Raw genomic sequence first — 19,440 nt, 5'->3', positions numbered from 1 at the left:
AATTTTATATTTTGAAGGGAGGCTGAATTTTATGGGAGAAAAAAAGGAATCCATTATGCTTGGTTCATTATGGTTAGTTGTGCTGTGTTTGCTTTTTGTGTATTAGGGATTGTTGCATCCTGTGCGGGGATATTTTTCAAGCCGGTATGTGATGCATTAGGTGTTTCAAGAGCGACTATCTCCATGTACCTGACAATTCAGTATTTAACAATGGTAGTCTGCTTGCCAATCGCCGGAAAGTTGGTGCCCAAACATTTTAAACCAATGCTTATCGCCGGTATGGCAGTATATACCCTGACTTTTGCGGCCATGTCACAATTTACAAGCATTTATCACTGGTACTTCGCCGGGGTCTTACTTGGTATTTCCGGTGCGATTGTCATCTATCTTCCCATACCGAGCCTGATTAACAACTGGTTTAAGAAAAGAGTCGGCTTTGCGCTTGGCTTTGCGCTGGCGATGTCGGGGGTAGGCGGAGCAATCTTCAATCCCCTCGGAGCTTGGATTATCCAGACCTATGGATGGAGAACGGGACTGCCTTTATTTTCACCGGCTTGCTGATCATGAATGCCTTTTCTTTGATACTCGGATTAGTGTTTATTGTTGTTGCTTATTTTGCATATCTAATTACAAAGATGACCGGCAAAAAGCTGCTGGCTTAAAATTGGTCCCGTTATTACAGTGTATGGATAGATTTAATGTGATCTGTGTAAACAAAATGACCTGGGCTGTAAAGGGAACATAACCTTTCGGCTCAGGTTCCTTCGTCCTATTTAAAAAATATCTCCATTTATAAATACAGGCGGTGATATGTATGAAACACGACTTATACAGAAAAGCGAATTTATCTTTGTCTTACTGGCCGGCAGATACGTCAACGCCTCTGCTCAATCTGGACTTTGTCCGGGCGCTAAGAGATGCGGCGGCGAAAGTTCCCGACAGAATTGCTCTGGCTGAAGGCTCGCCTGAAAAGAAAAGTCGTAAAAAGATAACTTATTTACAATTGCTTGCTGACTCTGAAAGGCTTGCTTCGGCCTTGCTTGAACACTTTAAGCCAGGTGACCGCATAGCGGTTTGGGGACCGAATTGTATTGAATGGGTGCTGATCCAATTTGGTTGCGCGATAGCCGGCATGACGTTGGTAACCGTTAACCCTTCGCACCAGGAAAAAGAACTTGAATATATACTAAGACAATCCAAGGCAGCAGGTATATTTGTCAAAGAGGAATACCGCAGCCGCAGTTTAATTGATATTGCGAGTAAGGTTAGCAAAAACCTTCCTGCACTAAAAGCGGTTATAGGTTTTGCGGATATAAATAGCTATATGTTCGCGGCAGCTGATAATAAGGATTTTCCGGATATTAATCCTAATGATCCCTGTATTCTCAAGTTCACTTCCGGAACCACAGGCTTTCCCAAAGGTGCTGTTCTTTGTCACGGGGGCGTATTAAACGCTTCCTTATTTACGATAAAGAGGTCGGGACTTGAGGAAGGGGGCGTATTGGTTAATCCAATGCCGATGTGTCATGTGGGAGGTTGCGGGGTTGCAACTCCGGGAACAATCCTGCAGTTAGGAACTCAAGTAATCATGACTGAATTTTATGCGGAATTATTGCTTGAACTGATTGAAGAGGAAAAAGGAACATTCACCATTTTAGTTCCGACGATGATCGAAGCGGTTTTAAACCATCCTAATCTTACGAGATATGATATTTCATCGTTGAAAAGCATTCTATCCGGAGCATCAAAAGTTGACGCTTCACTCGTGCAGCGTGTGCGCTCTCAATTGGGCGTCGGTGTGACGATCGGCTATGGGCAAACTGAGTGTATGAGCATATCTCAGACACATATGGATGATTCGTTTGTGGATCAGTCTGAGACGATTGGTCAGCCGATGCCGCAGTGTGAGGTTAAGATTGCATCCCCTGAAGGAGATCCCTTGCCAATTGGGGAACGGGGAGAGATATGCTGCAGGGGCTATCAGACGATGATTGAGTATGACAATATGCCTGAGGAAACAGCAGGAGTGCTGAAAAGCGATGGATGGCTTCATACGGGTGATCTGGGTTTGATGGATGAACGGGGGTTCCTAAAATTTTGCGGGCGTTTAAAGGAAATGATCGTTCGAGGCGGTGAAAATATCTACCCGGCTGAAATTGAGCTGGTGCTGAATGCACATCCCCTGGTCGAGAGGGCTGCCATTGTCGGGGTAAGTGATGAATATTGGGGAGAACAAGTTCATGCCGTGATTTTGCCTAAAGACCAGGAAAATCCACCGGATCCTTACACCTTATATCAATGTTGTGATAGCAGCCTGGCCCATTTTAAAGTCCCTAAGTACTGGTACTCCGTAGATGAATTTCCTACTACTGAGACCGGTAAAATTCAGAGATTCCTGCTCAAAGAATGGATTGAGCAAGGCAAACTCAAACGGCGAGCTTGTATGATCTAGTTTGAACACGACGAGGAAAAAACCCTGTTTATGTGAAGGTGGGCTTTATCATAAGTTTTTGAGACTTGAGAGAGAAACCAATAAGCTACTGAAAGGAATTAGTCTAATGATTGAACAGGTATTTAAGGATATCTATAAGATTGAGATACCTTTGCCCAATAGTCCCTTAAGGGCAACAAATTCATACTTTATCAAGGGAGATAGCAGGAATCTCATTGTTGATACCGGGTTTAATCACCCTGTCTGTAAGGCGGCAATGGATGATGCTCTCAAACGACTTGGGTTCTCAATGCACAATACAGATCTGTTTATCACCCATATTCATAGCGATCATTCCGGACTCGCAGGGTCTTTGGCTCAGCCTGAAACAAAAGTCTATTGCGGAAAGTACTGTGCTGAACTTTTGACGGGTCAAGCGGATCTTGCAAAGTATGGTAAAGATTATATGCTGCAAAGCGGTCTGGTGGTCAATTCCCGGCTGCATTATGATATGGCATTAAATAGTGCAAGAGTTGCCAATGCTAATCCTGTTTCCGATGGCGATAGTATTAAAGTTGGGGAATTTACTTTACGGTGCATAGACACAACCGGTCATGCTCCTGATCACATGTGCTTATATGATTTAGAACGTAAAATACTATTTTCAGGGGATCATATTTTAGAGAGCATAACGCCCAATAATACTATCTGGGAGCTTCCCTGGAGTGTGACCACCGATACATTGGGGACTTACCTTACCAACCTGGATAAAATTGCAGAGTTAGAAATTAATAGGGTTTTTCCTGGACACCGCGGAATAATAAACGACTGCCGCCAAAGGATTGATGAATTAAAAATACATCATGCACAGAGATTAGAGCAGATTATGGGTATTATTGGCGGAGAAAAAATGAACGGGGCGGAAGTGGCTGGCAGAATGACTTGGAATGTGGGGAAGAAATCCTGGGAGCAATTTTCATCTTTTCGAAAAATACTTTGTACAGGGGAAGCTTTGGCTCATTTATCCCACTTGGTATTTATCAAAAAGTTAAAAAAGGAGCTGTTAAATGGCGTGGTTTTTTATATGAAAGAGTAGACCCCCAACCCCTTAGCTTGGAAATAGCATCCTAAATAAGCTCTCTTTCTCTTTTTATCCCTTCTATAGAAAATCATTACGTTATCATAAGGATTACCTTTTCTGCTGACACTCGACACTGCTCCCTATGTTCGTAATAGTGTTTGAAAGTTAACACTGGCAAATTGAGAGCCAATGCTGCTATTATTGTCGTTTGGATCAGCTTTTGTATTGTTTTCTACGCCTATTGGGGGGGGCGGTTTTCTCACCGGAAGCAATGTAGCATCTAATGCGATGCTGATTAATCTTCAGGTTGAAGTAGCAAAATAGGAATGCCTCCTGAATTGTTGGCAAGCATGCAGAATACGAGCTCCTCACATATGACAATGGCTTCACCTTGCCGTGTTTTATTGGGAGCTTCGGTATGAAATATTCGCTCTGAAGAAAATCGATTGCTACAGAAAATATTTATGGCCCTAGCGACAAAAGGATGATGGGGGTTGTGTATGCTTCACTGGCCTTATTGGGTCAGGACTCCTATTGTATGAATTACCTGATGGCTCATCGCAAAGGCTTATACGAAGGTTAATTTGAAGGACAGAGGTTGGTTAGGGGGGCAAGGTCTTAGTATCACGAGATTGCTATAATTTGCTATAGCTTATTTTCTCAGTCGTTTTGCTCTTTGCTGTTTTCATTTTTTTCGTATCTGCCGATTCATGCACCATTGTAACCGAGGCAACGCAAAAGAATCCTTTGGTCGATGGAGGCATTGAACAGGCAATTATGAAGTGTTTATCACAATAACCGCCCTGCCCGTCCGATAATCCGCCGTGCGGCGGATTATCGGACAGTTAAAGCCGTTGTTATCATGGTCAGACAAAGCCTATATGATCCTTTAAGGGATTGATCTATGAGATTGACTGGCTAAGCTGGATAAAGATGTGCATGATGAAGGCTAAGAAAAGATTGAATGAAGCTTAAAAGACATAGATAACTGGAAAGATTATGGTATCAGGACGAAAAAAACTAATATTGCAACTTTTTATAAAGAGTAGTACGGGTTATCCCTAATTCTTTGGCAACCCTGGTTTTATTGCCGTTATATTTCTCGAGTAGCTCCAGAATACGTTTCTTTTCATTAATTTGTTGATTATATTTTTCCAGTAATCTTTCACTTGAGCGCACTTTGTCATAATAGATGGTTTGTCTGGTTTGGCCATGAATCGTTATTTCATCATCCGGAATATAGGATAGATAGGATCCTTGCATTTCAAGTGGTAAATCATCAACATCGATTGTATCAGAGCTACATAAAGCTACTCCCCTTTCAATGACATTTCGAAGTTCCCTTACATTCCCAGGCCAATAGTACTCTTCGAAGATTTTATATACTTCCGGAGACACACTGGTAACATGCTTATTGAGAGAAAGATTGAATTGTTTTAAAAAATAATTAACAAGCATGTCGATATCATCCAGCCGCTCTCGAAGAGGGGGGATTTCAATCTTAATCGTATTTAATCTATAGAACAGATCTAATCTGAATTTCTTTGATGCTACCCTTTCCCATAAATCCTTATTGGTAGCCGAAATTATTTTGACATCAATGGGGGTAGGATGATTGCCGCCTAATCTTGTAACTCTCCTTTCTTCCAATACCCTTAATAAAACCGATTGCATATCGTAAGGCATCTCGCCGATTTCATCCAAAAAAATCGTACCTTTATGAGCTAATTCAAATTTGCCGGGACTCCCGCCTTTACGGGCGCCTGTAAAGGCCCCCTCGATATAGCCGAATAATTCGCTTCCGATTAATTCTTTGGGTATGGCTGCACAATTAATAGAAATGAAGGGACCGTTCTTATGGTTGCCGCCATTATGAATGGCCTGGGCAAATAACTCTTTTCCAGTGCCGCTTTCTCCTGTAATAAGAATACTACAAGGATTTTTAGCTGCTTTTATTGCAGTTGTTTTTATCGAATCAAAGCGCTGATTTGAACCAATTAAATCAGCGAAGGTAAAATAGGCATTATAATTGCTTAATTGAGCAGTATGTTTATATAATACTTTTTTATCTATTAGGGAAACGATCATACCGATCACCTGGCCATTTTTTTTGGATGGTCTGCATTCCATAAAGATATTAACTTTTTTTCCGGAAGAGTCACGAATATAAACTTCTTTTAAAGGAAGGTTCTGACCTGTTTGGAGGCAGTCCATGGTTTCTGCCAATTCTGGAAAAATATCGAGAAACTTTTGACTTCGAAACCCTGATCTTATATGAGAATCCAGCCAAGGATTGGTTCGAATGATAAAACCATTTTGATCAACAAATATTAACCCTCGATTAGAATCTTCAGCATTTTGGTATAGAAGATCATTCATCATAATGTGTTCTGAATTATCCCACATATGATTAAGATAATACTTCGTTACTTGTGTTATAAGATCTAATATGAGAGGATGATATTCGGTGTAACGGTCACGGGAAGATATAAAAACAAAATAACCGTAAACCGTCTTATCATCAAAATTTATCGCTTCAACAGCACAAGTCGCATAATCTTTCAAAACGTTGATATAATGTTCAGAGCCTAAAACATAGGATTCTTGATGAGATAAATAGGCAAGGGCCGCCGCATTTGTGCCAACATACTTCTCCTGAAGATTCGTACCTATACCAAGGTTAAAAGAGTTCAGCTTTTTCAGAAACGCTTCATTCCCCCTTTGGATAATAATGGTGAGATCTGAAGTTGTATAAAAAATAGCAGCTTCCAATTTAATTAGTAAATCATAAAATCTATCAACAAATATCCGTGTTTGTTCCTTTCTAAACTGCCATCCTTCATCATTTAGCTTTGAAGCGGCCTCCGTAGGCATATATGCCGGTAAAATGGTTGCTTGCGGATTGACCTTGGCATTGTGGGAGCGGGCCCAGGATTCTAAAATATCCGACCTGACGCTTTCTGAAATAGGTTTATCCGTGAGAAGAGCAGATCCAAGGTTGCGCATTGTTTCACTATTCATTGCATCAAGCCTTCTTTCCAAAAAATATTCTTCCAAAAATATTATAGCTTAGAAGAAAAGATATATAAAGTAATGCCCACATAGTAAAAAAAATACACTTTTTGGGTGTATTGAGAGGATAGGATTTTTTTACCCTCTCAATAACCGGTTAAGCCACTTACATTTCCACGGTATTTTTTTTGCTTTGCAGGTTTTTACCAAAGTTCAAGGCTGCAAATATAAAGATTAGACTGATAAGGTAGGCTGCTCCCACGATAATCAAATCAGCAGCGAAGCTCTGGGTCAAGTCGAATATTAAACCGAAGATAAATACGCTGGCAGCTCCTACAATGGCTTGAGTAGTAGTAATGTAGGAATAAATAGAACTAAATTCTTTTTGCCCGAAAATTGCTTTCAGAATAAGGGGAGGTTCAACAGTAAGCATAGAATATCCCAGCCCATAACAAAAGGCACCGACATAAATCAGATAGACGTTGGCCTGACCTAACAGCATCAGAACCATGGCTAAAATACCGCCTAGCAGCCCGAATGTCGACGCAAATTTCAGTCCGAACTTGTCGTTCAAAACCCCGAGTGAAACTTTACCTACAATTACTCCAATCATAACAGTTGAAGCCACCGTTGCCGCAACCATAGCCGGGTAACCAATTGAGGTCAGATAACCGGGGATATGTGCGTTGAAATTACAAGTAAGAGCCAAAAGGGCACCAGTGAAAAACATTAAATAAAATGAAGGAGTTTTTAAGGCCGCGCTGGCACTCACCCCTGTAAGTTCAGGAGCAACACTGCCCGGTTTAACTTCTTCCGCACCGTAAGGTTGAAGACCCATATCCGAGGGCTTAAAGCGTACCACGAACAAGAAAAAAGGGAGAGAAACAGCCAAGGATATCAGGGCAAGAGCAATATAACCGGTTCTCCAACCAAAATTTGAAATAAAATATTGATTTATAGGGTTAATAATGGCACCGCCAACTCCTGAAAAGGCTAGAGCTAAGCCTAAGGCAAAACCTGTTTTTGACTTAAACCAGTTATTAATCAGAATAGGAATAGGAAGATAAATAAGAAATCCACCGGCAACTCCTTGTAGAAAACCGGCTATATACCAATAAGTTAACGAATGGCCTTGAGACATGATGAAAAATCCAGAAGCAAATACGATTGTGGATACGGAAAGAAGCATCCTGATATTAATTTTGGGAAACAGTTTGCCGGCAATCGGCAGTGAGACGACCATTGTAAGCTGCAGTATGGTCGCATAAAGAGAAAGTGCTGAACGGGAAAAGCCCAGATCTTCACAAACTGGGGCGAAAAAAATGCCAACACCGTTACTCATAAATCCGAGGACGGTCAATGCGATTACTGCGGAGCTAATCATAATCCACCAAGCATAATGCATCTTTGATTGAGCCATTTAAGCAATACCTCCTAAACTATTTATTTTGACAATAGGACCCTTATAATGATAAATCGGACAGCTGATATATAAATAGATAAGCAATTTCAATGCCAAGTTTCAGCATTGAATGTTAGCCTGTCTTAGCCCGAATCTTTACTATAAGGCTGTTCATAATTGTACATGTTATAGCTTTCATAAATGTACACTGTATAGAAAATGATTTACACATTTAGCAGTTGGGTGAGAATCTTAAAATTAGGGACATAAAAGACTATTACTGAAATTCTGTATTTTGTTTACGGGACGTTTTTTTGAGAATAGTTTTTTTAAAAGAATAATATTGGCACAGCTCTTGCATAAGGATTAGTTTTATCAATTGCAGCTTATTTTTAAAAGCTATTCTTAAAAAAGAAGGTGTTTTTATGGAGTCAAAAACATGGCATCAATTTTATCCAAAGGGCGTCCCGTGCCAAATTGATTGTTCGAATTTATCCAGCAAAGCGTTATTCAATCAATGTGTAAACAGATCTCCCGATCGGGTTTATCTGGTTCAGGAAAATTTATCGCTAACCTATGGAAAGGTAAATTGGATGGCAAGAAAATTAGCGGGAGCATTAATAAAATTAGGTTATCAAAAAGGGAACCGAATTGCCGTTGTGTCATCCAATAATCCTCAATTTGTCGTAGCCGTTCAAGCCTGTTTTAAATTAGGGGCTGTTATCGTACCGGTCAATCCCCGATATACCCAACGTGAGTTGGGGTATATTTTTTCTGACAGTGGCGCTGATACCGTTTTTGTCATCGATAAAGCCTTGGATAGTGTAAAGGCGTTAATGGAATCGGGGATGACATCCATTCGGAATGTGATTGTTATTAATAATGAGGATTTAACACAGATAAACTACCAAAATGACAATATCCTTAACTTCGATGATGCAGTTAATATGGGAGATGATATAGAACCGGATCTGTCGATTGCCCCGGAAGACCTGGCGTTGCTTCAATATACAGGTGGAACGACCGGATTGCCAAAAGGCTGTATGCATACCAATTTATCGATAGAGGTTATGGCTCGCATCGCCTGCGCTTGGTTTTCTCCTGCCCTAACGAATGGATATTTTATTACCCTTTGTGCGCTTCCGCTCTATCACAGCTTTGGATTCAACACCAATATTTTGTTGAACCTGATTGCGGGTGGAACAATTATTTTGCTTGAAAAACCTAAATCAGCAATAATACTCAAGGCCATTCAACATTTTCAGCCTAATTTTTTTCAGGCTGTTCCTGCGATGCTCTTTGATCTTCTTCAACATCCTGATATTAAGACAACCGATATGACTTGCTTAAAGGCGTTGGTCTCGGCGGGATCATCATTACCACTTAAGGTAAAGCAAACCTTCGAGAAGGTTACCGGCTGTGAAGTGTTTGAATTATACGGGCTGACAGAAGCATCGGTTTCGGGAACACCATTTAAGGGAAAATATAAGCAGGGCTCAGTTGGGGTACCGTTTCCCGGGACAGAGGTAAAAATCGTAGACTTAAAAAGTGGCTCTAAAGAACTAAAACCGGGAGAAGAAGGAGAACTGATTGTCAAGGGGATTCAGCTCATGTCCGGTTATTGGAATAATCCTGAAGAGACAAAGCTGGTCTTAAGGGAAGGGTGGCTTTACACGGGGGATATTGCGACTCAGGACACGGAGGGATATATTCGAGTCATTGATCGCAAAAAGGATATGGTTATATCCAGCGGATTTAACGTTTATTGCAGAGAAATTGAAGAAGTCCTTTATAACCACGAGAGGATTAAAGAGGTTTGTACGATTGGGATCCCCGACGATAAAAGAGGAGAGGCCATCAAGGTTTTTATTGTATTAAAAGAAAAAGAAAACATAAACGAGCGTGAAATTATCGATTATTGCCGTAACAACTTGGTTTCCTATAAGATTCCTCAAGAGGTGGAATTTATTGATATAATTCCAAAAACTATGGTAGGTAAACCGGATCGGAAACGACTTAAGAACATGCAGTGTATGAATTCCATCATATAGGTTCATTTGAATTTTTAAGGGAGGTACGTCGTTGTGATCAAGGAAGTTTAGGCGGGTATTTATTTAAATGAAATACCGCTTTAAAATAACCCTCTAAAGGCATTAAACAGTTATCTTATTCCCTCACGGGGCAATAGCCTGATTATTGACACCGGCTTTAATACAAGTGAATGCCGGGATGTTTTTTTTGAGGGTGTTAACAAACTTGGCATTGATTTAAGTAAAGCAACCCATATGTATCCGGACCATAGCGGTTTAGCCGAAGAATTGAGAAAGATTGTCAGAATCATTGGCTTGCAGGGGGAACTCAGGTACAGGAATAGGATATGCTGAAAGTTAATTGGTTGAGCAAGGGTCTGTTGATTTGAATCATCAGGCCCTAATTAAGGAGGAAATAATTCTAGCGTCTGTCTAGTGAAAAGCGATAGCATCACAATATTAATCCCCCGTTTTTTGCGGGGGGTGTTCATATGAACTGCGCAGTTTTCTGTATATACGTAATCCATAAAGTTTACGGAATTGTAAGCATTTATATAAACAGTTGTCTATTGTTAAGGCTATATTTCCTTGTAGATTAAGGAAATGTACAGCTGATTAAGCTTGGCATGGAATTTGCTAAATATATATGGCGGACAGCTGATATGGTCCGGTAGAATATCTACTCATCAAAATTTTATTAGGAGGATTTGACATGGATTTCAAATTAACCGAAGAACAACAACTGTTATTGGAGAGCTTTCGTGAGCTGTTGAGCAGAGAATGCACGGAAGAATATCTCAGGGAAATCGATGAGAAACATCAGCCGGGGGTAAAAGTATTAAAAGCACTTGCTGACAACGGATTTAGCAGTCTTGGAATTCCGGAAGAATATGGCGGAACCCCGGTGGATGATTTGACATTAATGCTCCTTTGTGAAGAATACGGAAGATCCGGGGGGCCATCCGGATGGCCTTATTGTATCGCAGTTGATGATATTCTCACTTTTGGCAGTGAAGAGCAAAAAAAGATAACATTAGAGTATGCTCAAAAAGGGGTAAACCCATTTTCTCTGCTGATAACGGAGCCGGGAGCCGGGTCTGATAACAGCCAAATGAGTTCAACCGCGACCAGAAGGAACGGTAAAGTTTATTTGAACGGTCATAAAACATTTGTCACGGGCGCCAAAGAATCTCCCTACATGCTGGTCATGACCAAAGAACCGTCGAATCCTAATCCGATGACGAGTATGTCCATGTGGTGGGTGCCGAGGGATGCCAAAGGGATCACCATCGAGCCGTTGCATAAGATTGGCTGGCATGACATCAGCAATTGTGAAGTCTATTTGGAAGATGTTGAAGTAGAAGAAAAAGATATCATGGGGGTCGAAGGACAAGGCTTTATACAGCTGATGAAAAACTTTGAAACAGAACGCTTAATGATGGCTGCCCGTGTTATGGGCATGGCCCAAGCCGGATTTGAAGATGCTGCCAGATATGCCAATCAGCGCGTTCAATTTGGTCAGAAGATCGGCAACTTCCAATTAATCCAGGAAAAGCTTACCTATATGGCGATCAAAATAGAAAATATGAAAAACATGGTTTATAAATGCGCTTGGGAAAAAGACAATGGAATATCGATTCAAGTGTCTTCAGCCTTGACCAAGTTATATGTAGTACAATCTTCGTTTGAAGTTTTGGATGATGCCATGCAAATTCTTGGCGGTATCGGCTATACCATGGATCACAGGGTTTCCCGACTGTGGCGTGATGCGAGGGTTTACCGGATGGCCGGAGGAACCGATCAGATTATGGTCCATATTGCCGGCCGAGGGATTTTGAAAAAATACAAGTAAATCGTTTACCCCTTCGGCTGCACATTTAATGATGTTAGGAGGAAAAAGATAATGAAAAGTACGGAAATTCCAAAGTTCGGTCCATTGGCAGGGGTAAAAGTAGTTTCCGTTGGGATGTCGGTGGCCGGGCCGTATGCCCCCAGTTTGATGGCAGATTTCGGCGCGGACGTGATCTTTATTGAAAACCCGGCTGCGCCGGATGTATGCCGTCAGGCTCCCGGTTCCAGTTTTGAGAAGGAACGCAAAAATCACCGGAGCCTGGTGTTGAATATTCCTACACCAGAAGGGAAAGAGGCCTTGCTGGCGATCCTGAAGAAGGCTGACATTTTAATTGAGACATCCAAGGGAGGTCAATGGGCCAAATGGGGTCTAACCGATGAAGTTCTTTGGCAGGCCAATCCGAAGCTGGTTATTGGTCACGTGTCAGGTTTCGGTCAAACCGGTGACCCGGAATATGTAGCCAGAGGTTCCTGGGATTCGATCGGTCAGGCCTTCGGCGGTTATATGAATCTCAACGGTAATCCTGAACCCGAGCCGCCGGCGCCGGCTGCACCGTATACCTGCGATTATTTAACTGCCATGAGCGCATGCTGGTCTTGTCTGGCCGCCTATATTCACGCCCAGAAGACCGGACAGGGAGAAAGCATTGACATCGCTCAATTTGAAGCGGCTTTAACCTCTCATTCTTATACGCAGGATTATCTCACCCATGGTATAGAAAGAAAAAGGAGCGGCCCCAAAAGCGTTATCGCAGGCTGGCAAGGTTATCAGTGCAAGGATGGTCAGATTTTTACCTGCTTCATCGGCCCAAACACCATGAAGAAAGGGCTGCCATTGATAGGTCTGGACCCGGATGCCCCGGAGTACAAAGGGAAATTATATGTCTTGGTCGGTGAACCCGGATCTGAGGCAATCGTAGAGGCCATGAAAAAGTTTTGTGCGGCACGGACAGTGAATGAAGCCGATCTTGAGCTGAATCATAATGGTATAGCAGCCAGTCCGATCATGACCTTTGAAATGATGAAAACACATCCCCATTACATCGCCCGCGAAGAATTTATCGAATGGGAAACCTTCGGCGGGTATACATTCAAGTCCACCAATATTTTCCCCAGGATGAAAAACAACCCGGGAAAGGTCTGGAGACCAGCTCCGCTATTTGGTATGGATAATGACGATATTCTGGAAGAAGCGGGATTAACTCCTGACCAGATAAAAGTACTTTACGAAAACAAAGTCATTGCTAAAGCTTAAAAAGCAAGGGTGAATCAAAAAAAGACCTAGGATTGAGGGAAACTGCAAAAGCTGCAGTTTCCCCACATTCTGAAAATAATAATTGATGAGGTGAAAAAATTGGATGTAATTGTATGTTACAAAATTGTACCAGAAGAACAGGATATTGCCATAAAAGCGGACAGAACGCTTTCATTTGATAAAGTCGAGTGGAAGTTAGGACAATATGATTTACCGGCAGTAGAAGCCGGTGTGCAGCTTGTTGAAACCGCAGGAGGGAAAGTTACAGCTGTAAGTGTCGGTAACAAACAGCTTGACAATTCCAAATTTAAAAAAGCAATTCTTTCCCGCGGACCAGAAGAGGCCTGTCTAGTTGTCGATGACTTATTAACAGATGCCGATGCATTTCAAACCGCGCAGTCCCTGGCCAAGACGATTAGCAAGAAAGGCGCCTTTGATTTGGTCATTTGCGGTGAAGGCTCCTCCGACCTCTATGCACAGCAGGTCGGCTCACAGCTTGGAGAGCTGTTAAATGTTCCCGCCATGAACGGAATATCTAAAATTACGCCGGGAGACGGAAAAATTACGGTAGAACGTACCCTGGAAGAAGAAGTAGAGATTCTTGAGATTCCCCTTCCAGCGGTTATTTCTGTAACGACAGATAGCTATCAACCCCGTATTCCATCGATGAAGGAAATTCTGGCTGCCGGGAAAAAACCTGTAACCCAATGGACCTTGACTGATATCGCCGTAAGTACTGAACAACCGACTCAGATCATCAGTACGTTGGCTCCCCCGAAGGCAGATCGAAAACAAATCATGGTTGAAGGTGATTCGGAGGATAACATTAATATTTTCCTTGAACATCTGCGCAAAGAACTGTAATTGGAGGGGTAAAAATGAGTGTAGTAAAAAATGTCTGGGTATTAGCAGAAAAAAAAGAAACAATAGCGCAATTATGCGCTGGCGGACACCAGCTAGGGGAAAGAGTAGCGGCTTTGGTCTTTGGGTCTAAGCCCTTTGCCGAGAATGCGCTTGCTCTGGGGGCAGACCAGGTATATTGGTTGAATCAAACCGAGTCCGTTATGATGGAAGATTATACGGAAGCCATTTTCAAGCTTATTTCCGATAAAAAGCCTGAATTGATTTTGGTTGGAACATCAAAGAGATGCAAGCATATTGCCGGTCGGTTGGCAGCATGCTTAGGTACTGCGGTTTTAACTGATTCAACGGAATTAGCGATAGAAGATGGTGTGCAAAGCACACGGTTGGTGTACGGCGGGGCCGCTGTTCGCACTGAAAAGTCGGTTTCTTCGACAGTTCTGGTCACTGTCGGAGGGGGTGTGTTTAATGCTGTCCCGGAAAACAGTTCACGTCAGGGAAAAGTTGAGCAAATATCCCTTATCGAGCCTAAAACGAAAATAAAATGCCTGGAAAAACGGTCCAAAGGTGGCACATCTGTCAACTTGGCAGCTGCCAAACGTGTTATTGCAGTTGGGCGCGGCATAGCCAATCAGGAAGATCTTAAAATGATCGAGGAATTGGCAGGGCTGATTGGAGCCGAAGTCGGCTGCACACGCCCCATCGCCGAAGGTGTGAATTGGCTTCCAAGAGAACGCTACATCGGGGTGTCAGGTGTCATGTTTAAGCCGGAATTATATATTGCCATCGGGGTATCCGGTCAAATACAGCATATGGTTGGCTGCAACCAATCGAAAACAATATTCTCAATTAATAAAGACAAAGCTGCTCCGGTTTTCTCTCAATCCGACTACAGTATCGTAGCAGATCTTTATAAAGTGGTGCCAGCACTGATTGAAAAATTGAAAAAGTAAAATGCCAATTACCATAAATATAATGGCCAATTAATGGAGTCTATTCAAAAATGGGGTGTCTTAAATGTCGGCAGACAAGTATGATGTGATTATCATCGGTGGCGGCCCTGCTGGACTTGCAGCAGCATACAAACTGGCGGAAGCGGGGATGGAAGTTGTTTTAATTGAGCGTGGCGATTATCCTGGCAGTAAAAATTTAAGCGGTGGTGTTCTTTACAGCAGGATTCTTGATCAGCTCATTCCTGGCTTCTGGGAAGATGCCCCCGTGGAGCGCTATATTACCAACTATATTACGACAATGATGACCAAGGACGATTATTTCAATCTGGAGTATAAGGGTAAAGCCCTGGGGAATCCTCCCTATAATGCCTTTGCGGTCCTGCGGGCAAAATTTGACCGCTGGCTGGCCGAGAAGGCGGAAGAAGCCGGAGCGATGATTGTTACAGGCATTAAAGTGGAAAAAGTCGTGAAGGCAGGCAACCGCATCATTGGTATCAGCACAGGGGAGGAAGAGATGCTGGCTGATGTGGTGATTGCCGCTGACGGGATCAATTCTTTTATCTCCCGCGAGGCGGGGCTCCGCGGAGATCTCAGGCCGGAACACCTGGCGGTCGGCGCTAAAGCGCTGATAGAATTGCCCCGGGAAGTTATTGAGGAACGATTCAGATTAAATAGCAATGAAGGAACAGCCTTCGCCATACTCGGGGAAGCCACCTATGGAGTCGCCGGCGGTGCTTTTTTCTATACTAACCTGGACAGCCTTTCCCTTGGCGTTGTCATGCGTCTGGATGATCTGGCTAGAGCTGGAATCAAACCGGTTGATGCTTTGGACGATCTCCTGGATCATCCGCTGGTGGCTCCATTGGTTAAAGGCGGGAAAATGGTTGAGTATGGTGCTCATCTTACGGGTGAAGGCGGATTGCATATGGTTCCGTCCAAACTCTATGCAGATGGAATGCTGATTGTGGGTGATGCTGCTGGATTTACAATCAACAGCGGTTTAGTTATTCGGGGAATGGATCTGGCGATCGGTTCCGGGATGATGGCTGCAGACGCTGTGCTTGAGGCCAAAGAAAAGAATGATTTTAGCGCAAACTCCTTAAGCGTTTATCAGCAAAAATTAGAAGATAGTTTTATTATGAAGGATTTAAAACTTTATGCGAAGATGCCTGAGTTTATGGAAAGTGAGCGTCTGTTCAAACAATATTCTTCAATGGCTAATCTTCTTTTGGCTAAAGTTTATACGCATGACTTAACCCCGAAAAAGCATCTATTGAAATCAGCTATGGATACCATCAAGGAGGAGCGTATCTCCATGATAGGATTGATCAAAGACGGAATTAAAGGGGTGCGTGCACTATGACGAGGATGAGTTTGGTTGATAAACTTGCTTTAAACAAGTTTCAGGTTGATGAAGGGGAACCGCATATCCTGATCAATTATGACATTTGCAAAGACTGCCATGAAAAATATTGCCTGCTGGTTTGTCCGGCGGGGCTTTACAGCGAACAAAACGGAGCGATCATCGTAGAGTGGGCAGGTTGTTTGGAATGTGGTACCTGTTTGGCCTTGTGTAAAAAGGGCGCGTTGGATTGGAAATACCCCAGAGGTGGGTTCGGAATCATTTATAGGCAAGGATAAACGGGAATACCAGTTATCTATTGAATATGTATGGCCGGATTTAAGAGGCTGCTGCGGTTTAAAACTAAATGTCTAATCCTTAAAATACCGGCCATTTATCTCACTAGAATATTATATTTAATCTTTATAACCAATACCCATGAAGAGAAAAGCCCGGAAAAGGACGTATATGAATATAGTAGGTCAAACGGCATGAACTCCAATAGTTGGGATTCATGCCGTTTGACTTTTACTCTTCTATTTCAGTAAAAACAATGGTCCTGCCTTATTGACCCCCCCAGGTTAAATTTTCGGACCAAACCTAAGGCATGAATTCATAGGAAATCTCCTCTCCCAGCACTGTCGTTTGCAGGGATTGGGCGGTGCTGATATAGCGTACGCCGCGGTCAAGCTCGCTTTGATCTACAGGACCAGGGAAAAGGACCCAAATGTTCTTGCCGGTTGCTTCCCGGTAATTGGCCAGCGTATCTTTCAGCAGCTGTGCTTCTTTGGCATTGATGAAATCGGCCGGGCTGAGGGACATGAGGAGAAAGACATTGGCGCTCTGGATGTCATCCAGGGTCGTGAACAGCCGGGTCCATTGCTGCGGGTCGCTTCTCCTCAGCCCGCCTTGGCTTACATCCAGCTGGAGGAAAGTGCTGTTTTGATAACTAGAGGATTGATACCCTGAACCGGCGGCCAGTATAGGTGTTGGGGCATCCCCGGCTCCCGCTTGAGTGAGGGGAGCGGTGTAAATACCCGGTGCTTTGCCCCCGGTGAGCAAGGAAAACAGGAAATTGTCGGGACCGGAGGTGAAGGCAGCCTGCCGGTTCGCTTCATCTTTGGGCAGGGTATCTGCGGGGATGGTGCTCGGATCGATGGTCGGGCGCTTCTGGATCAGTGCCGACAATTCGTCAAAATAGATCTTCCCCCAAGGGGTGGCAGGATCGGTGTTTTCTATGTAGAGCCTGGTGAGATAAGCGGGAGAGTCGATCCCGGATAAGGATGCTGTGCTCTCTTTCCAGCCGGTCCAATTGAGGTCGGAAGTAAATTCGACGGTGTGTTTCACATCGGCGGAGTCTATGACTTCTCCCTTGATGCGGTTCGAGTTGGGGCTGATATTATAAAGCCACAGGGATAACCCGGTAGTGGCCGGATCAAGGGGGAGCCCCTGCTCGGCAAAGAGAACAGAGATCTGGTCCTCAGAGTTACCGTATAAGAAATCATACACCAGCTGTCCGGAAGACTCCCCGGCGTAGAATTGATCAGCGCTAAGCTCGAAATAACCCTGGCTTGTTTGCGGGTCGGTTTGGAAGCGTGGCTCCTCCGACCGGCCGGAGCTTTCGAAGGGATGCAGGAGTTCTATGGCATCCAAAGTAACGGCAACGGCACTGTAGGCATGGGTGTCGCCGACGCCGGCCCGGATAGTGCCGGTACCGGTGGTGACGGGGGTGAACACGCCGGCTTCGCAACTACCGATGTCGCCGTCAACGTTCCATTGAACATCCCGGCCTTCGATGACCGCGGCATAACCTTGGGGGTCGAGACCTTTTACCCGGATGGCTTTATTTTGGTACAAAGGAAGGTCGAATCTGGCTGGATTGAGGGTAAGCTGCACTGGGGCGTTTAAGACCCGGATGTCCAGCTCCTCCTTCAGACCGCCGAGGGTGGCGGTTACTTTTCCGGTGCCCGGGGAAACCGGATAGAGGATATTGTCCTGAAAACTGCCGTCGATCCCGCTGACATTCCACTGAACTTCCCTTGGGTCGATCTTCACTGGATTGGCATAGCGGTCGATGCCCTTAAGGGAAAAAGTTCTCGAAGTATCGGCAAATATGTTGGTGTCTTCGGTCTCGATGATCAGGCGGTCCAGCCGGCCGGCGGGGGCTGCGGAGAAAATCCCGATGCCTGACGCCACATTTCTCAGGATGCCTTCGGAAGGAAGGTTGACCACCTCAGGGGAAAAGGCCCCGGGCTGTCGGGCGGCCATGGTGGTGGAGGCGCCGCCGTCAAACATAATGGCTTGATACGCCCCTAATTCCAGCATCAGCTCGGCGGATTCCTGCTGGGTCAAGCCGATGCTGTTATCCTGCCTTCCGTCAACTGTAACCAGGATGAGTTCACTCCCATCTTCGGTACTGCCGGCTATGGTCCGGGGGTTTCGTTGATTAAAGCTGGGGGTGCTGTAAGAAAAAGTGGCGGGGATTTCTCCGTCCTGGATAAGAAGGGAGGTTCCGGTGGTGGACATCTTCAGGTCGTTCCAGTCCGGCGTGGAGGTGACTTGGAATTGGAGCTGTTCTCCAGGGGCGGCCTGTTCCAGAAGCTTAGCCGCCTGCTCGCCCCGGGAGACGACGACGAAACCTTCCTCGGGAATCTCGGCGGCAGGCTGTCCTTCCCGGATCTCCAGGATTTTGTTCCCGCTTACGACGATTTCAACCAGATCGGGGCAGTTTTCGGAGGCGCCGATGGCCACAGGTCCCCACTTGCGATCCAGGACCGTAAGGTCTTGGTAGCCTTGCCTGCTCGGCTGGTTGTACTGGGTAACGGCAAAGGCGGTATCGTTTCCGGCGATGAGGGTAAGGTCATTTTTCCAATAGTGAAAAAGCAGCTGATTAGCATAATCAACGGAAAGGGAAGCCATTTCATTTTTGCTCCGGTTGTACCAGGCGGAGGTGGACAAAAGATCGCCGGCCCGGACGGTGGGACCGTCTGCATAGCCTTTGCCGGCGGTGAGCGGATTAAAGAAACTGCTGTTGACAGCAGCCACGGCCCCCTCTTTTTCGGCCAGGGCGGAAATGCTGACCAGGTCGTCGGTGATCGAGTCATTGCTTAGGGTGTCAATTTTCACATAAGGGTTAGTCATATCCACGCGCAGCACATTAATATTCAACCAGCCGCCTGTGGTAAAACGGGATATGTTCTCCACGGTTACGCCGTCCGTAAC

At 44.3% G+C, this 19,440-nt stretch carries 13 protein-coding genes and 1 pseudogene; 11 read left to right on the top strand and 3 right to left on the bottom strand.

The features are described 5' to 3' along the window. Positions 1 to 69: 69 nt before the first annotated feature. The 4 genes and pseudogenes from BUA14_RS26225 to BUA14_RS28660 form a co-directional block, all read left to right on the top strand. Positions 70 to 561 (top strand): MFS transporter, encoded by a 492-nt coding sequence (locus BUA14_RS26225; protein ID WP_072775292.1) that lies wholly within the window; start codon positions 70 to 72, stop codon positions 559 to 561. Between the two features lie 253 nt (positions 562 to 814). Continuing rightward, the gene (locus BUA14_RS26220; RefSeq protein WP_072775291.1) at positions 815 to 2,452 is read left to right on the top strand and encodes a class I adenylate-forming enzyme family protein; all 1,638 of its coding nucleotides are present in this window, start codon (positions 815 to 817) and stop codon (positions 2,450 to 2,452) included. 106 nt (positions 2,453 to 2,558) lie between these two features. Further along, positions 2,559 to 3,527 carry an MBL fold metallo-hydrolase gene (locus BUA14_RS26215; RefSeq protein WP_072775290.1) on the top strand — a complete coding sequence of 323 codons (969 nt, stop codon included), beginning with the start codon at positions 2,559 to 2,561 and terminating at the stop codon, positions 3,525 to 3,527. 445 nt (positions 3,528 to 3,972) lie between these two features. Further along, a pseudogene (locus tag BUA14_RS28660) lies at positions 3,973 to 4,095 on the top strand (methyltetrahydrofolate cobalamin methyltransferase); the annotation flags it as partial. Positions 4,096 to 4,532: 437 nt separating this feature from the next. Here BUA14_RS28660 and BUA14_RS26205 read toward each other — a convergent pair. After that, positions 4,533 to 6,533, bottom strand: coding sequence for a sigma-54 interaction domain-containing protein (locus tag BUA14_RS26205; RefSeq protein WP_072775289.1), 2,001 nt, complete (start codon positions 6,531 to 6,533; stop codon positions 4,533 to 4,535). A gap of 157 nt (positions 6,534 to 6,690) precedes the next feature. Then, complete coding sequence (locus BUA14_RS26200) at positions 6,691 to 7,944, bottom strand: MFS transporter (RefSeq protein ID WP_072775288.1); 1,254 nt, start codon at positions 7,942 to 7,944, stop codon at positions 6,691 to 6,693. Positions 7,945 to 8,351: 407 nt separating this feature from the next. Between BUA14_RS26200 and BUA14_RS26195 the strand changes: the two genes are divergently transcribed. The 7 genes from BUA14_RS26195 to BUA14_RS26165 all read left to right on the top strand — a co-directional run bounded on the left by BUA14_RS26195 (position 8,352) and on the right by BUA14_RS26165 (position 16,517). Continuing rightward, positions 8,352 to 9,977: an AMP-binding protein gene (locus BUA14_RS26195; protein WP_072775287.1), complete on the top strand. Its 1,626-nt coding sequence runs from the start codon at positions 8,352 to 8,354 to the stop codon at positions 9,975 to 9,977. A gap of 691 nt (positions 9,978 to 10,668) precedes the next feature. Next, entirely contained in the window at positions 10,669 to 11,808 is a 1,140-nt protein-coding gene (locus tag BUA14_RS26190) for an acyl-CoA dehydrogenase (protein WP_072775286.1), read from the top strand. Between the two features lie 51 nt (positions 11,809 to 11,859). Next, positions 11,860 to 13,062: a CoA transferase gene (locus BUA14_RS26185; protein WP_072775285.1), complete on the top strand. Its 1,203-nt coding sequence runs from the start codon at positions 11,860 to 11,862 to the stop codon at positions 13,060 to 13,062. A gap of 99 nt (positions 13,063 to 13,161) precedes the next feature. Next, on the top strand, positions 13,162 to 13,926 hold the full coding sequence (locus tag BUA14_RS26180; RefSeq protein ID WP_072775284.1) for an electron transfer flavoprotein: 765 nt from the start codon (positions 13,162 to 13,164) through the stop codon (positions 13,924 to 13,926). A gap of 14 nt (positions 13,927 to 13,940) precedes the next feature. Beyond that, positions 13,941 to 14,876, top strand: a complete 936-nt coding sequence (locus BUA14_RS26175; protein WP_072775283.1) for an electron transfer flavoprotein subunit alpha/FixB family protein — start codon at positions 13,941 to 13,943, stop codon at positions 14,874 to 14,876. Between the two features lie 64 nt (positions 14,877 to 14,940). Next, entirely contained in the window at positions 14,941 to 16,239 is a 1,299-nt protein-coding gene (locus BUA14_RS26170; protein WP_072775282.1) for an FAD-dependent oxidoreductase, read from the top strand. After that, positions 16,236 to 16,517: a ferredoxin family protein gene (locus BUA14_RS26165; protein WP_072775281.1), complete on the top strand. Its 282-nt coding sequence runs from the start codon at positions 16,236 to 16,238 to the stop codon at positions 16,515 to 16,517. The genes BUA14_RS26170 and BUA14_RS26165 overlap by 4 nt, the downstream gene beginning before the upstream one ends. A gap of 301 nt (positions 16,518 to 16,818) precedes the next feature. Here BUA14_RS26165 and BUA14_RS26160 read toward each other — a convergent pair. After that, positions 16,819 to 19,440, bottom strand: a 2,622-nt coding sequence (locus tag BUA14_RS26160; protein ID WP_143153518.1) for a phosphodiester glycosidase family protein, incomplete at its 5' end; no start/stop codon positions are given.

This window comes from Desulfitobacterium chlororespirans DSM 11544, assembly GCF_900143285.1.
In the GTDB taxonomy this organism is placed as follows: Bacteria; Bacillota; Desulfitobacteriia; order Desulfitobacteriales; family Desulfitobacteriaceae; genus Desulfitobacterium; species Desulfitobacterium chlororespirans.
The sequence above is the reverse complement of the archived record's forward strand: the minus strand, read 5'-3'. Positions and strand labels throughout refer to the sequence as shown.

Bases quoted from the DNA above. Each gene is read 5' to 3' on its own strand.
- BUA14_RS26225 (WP_072775292.1), top strand. From the start codon at position 70: ATGGTTAGTTGTGCTGTGTTTGCTTTTTGTGTATTAGGGATTGTTGCA.
- BUA14_RS26220 (WP_072775291.1), top strand. From the start codon at position 815: ATGAAACACGACTTATACAGAAAAGCGAATTTATCTTTGTCTTACTGG.
- BUA14_RS26215 (WP_072775290.1), top strand. From the start codon at position 2,559: ATGATTGAACAGGTATTTAAGGATATCTATAAGATTGAGATACCTTTG.
- BUA14_RS26205 (WP_072775289.1), bottom strand. From the start codon at position 6,533: ATGAATAGTGAAACAATGCGCAACCTTGGATCTGCTCTTCTCACGGAT.
- BUA14_RS26200 (WP_072775288.1), bottom strand. From the start codon at position 7,944: ATGGCTCAATCAAAGATGCATTATGCTTGGTGGATTATGATTAGCTCC.
- BUA14_RS26195 (WP_072775287.1), top strand. From the start codon at position 8,352: ATGGAGTCAAAAACATGGCATCAATTTTATCCAAAGGGCGTCCCGTGC.
- BUA14_RS26190 (WP_072775286.1), top strand. From the start codon at position 10,669: ATGGATTTCAAATTAACCGAAGAACAACAACTGTTATTGGAGAGCTTT.
- BUA14_RS26185 (WP_072775285.1), top strand. From the start codon at position 11,860: ATGAAAAGTACGGAAATTCCAAAGTTCGGTCCATTGGCAGGGGTAAAA.
- BUA14_RS26175 (WP_072775283.1), top strand. From the start codon at position 13,941: ATGAGTGTAGTAAAAAATGTCTGGGTATTAGCAGAAAAAAAAGAAACA.
- BUA14_RS26170 (WP_072775282.1), top strand. From the start codon at position 14,941: ATGTCGGCAGACAAGTATGATGTGATTATCATCGGTGGCGGCCCTGCT.
- BUA14_RS26165 (WP_072775281.1), top strand. From the start codon at position 16,236: ATGACGAGGATGAGTTTGGTTGATAAACTTGCTTTAAACAAGTTTCAG.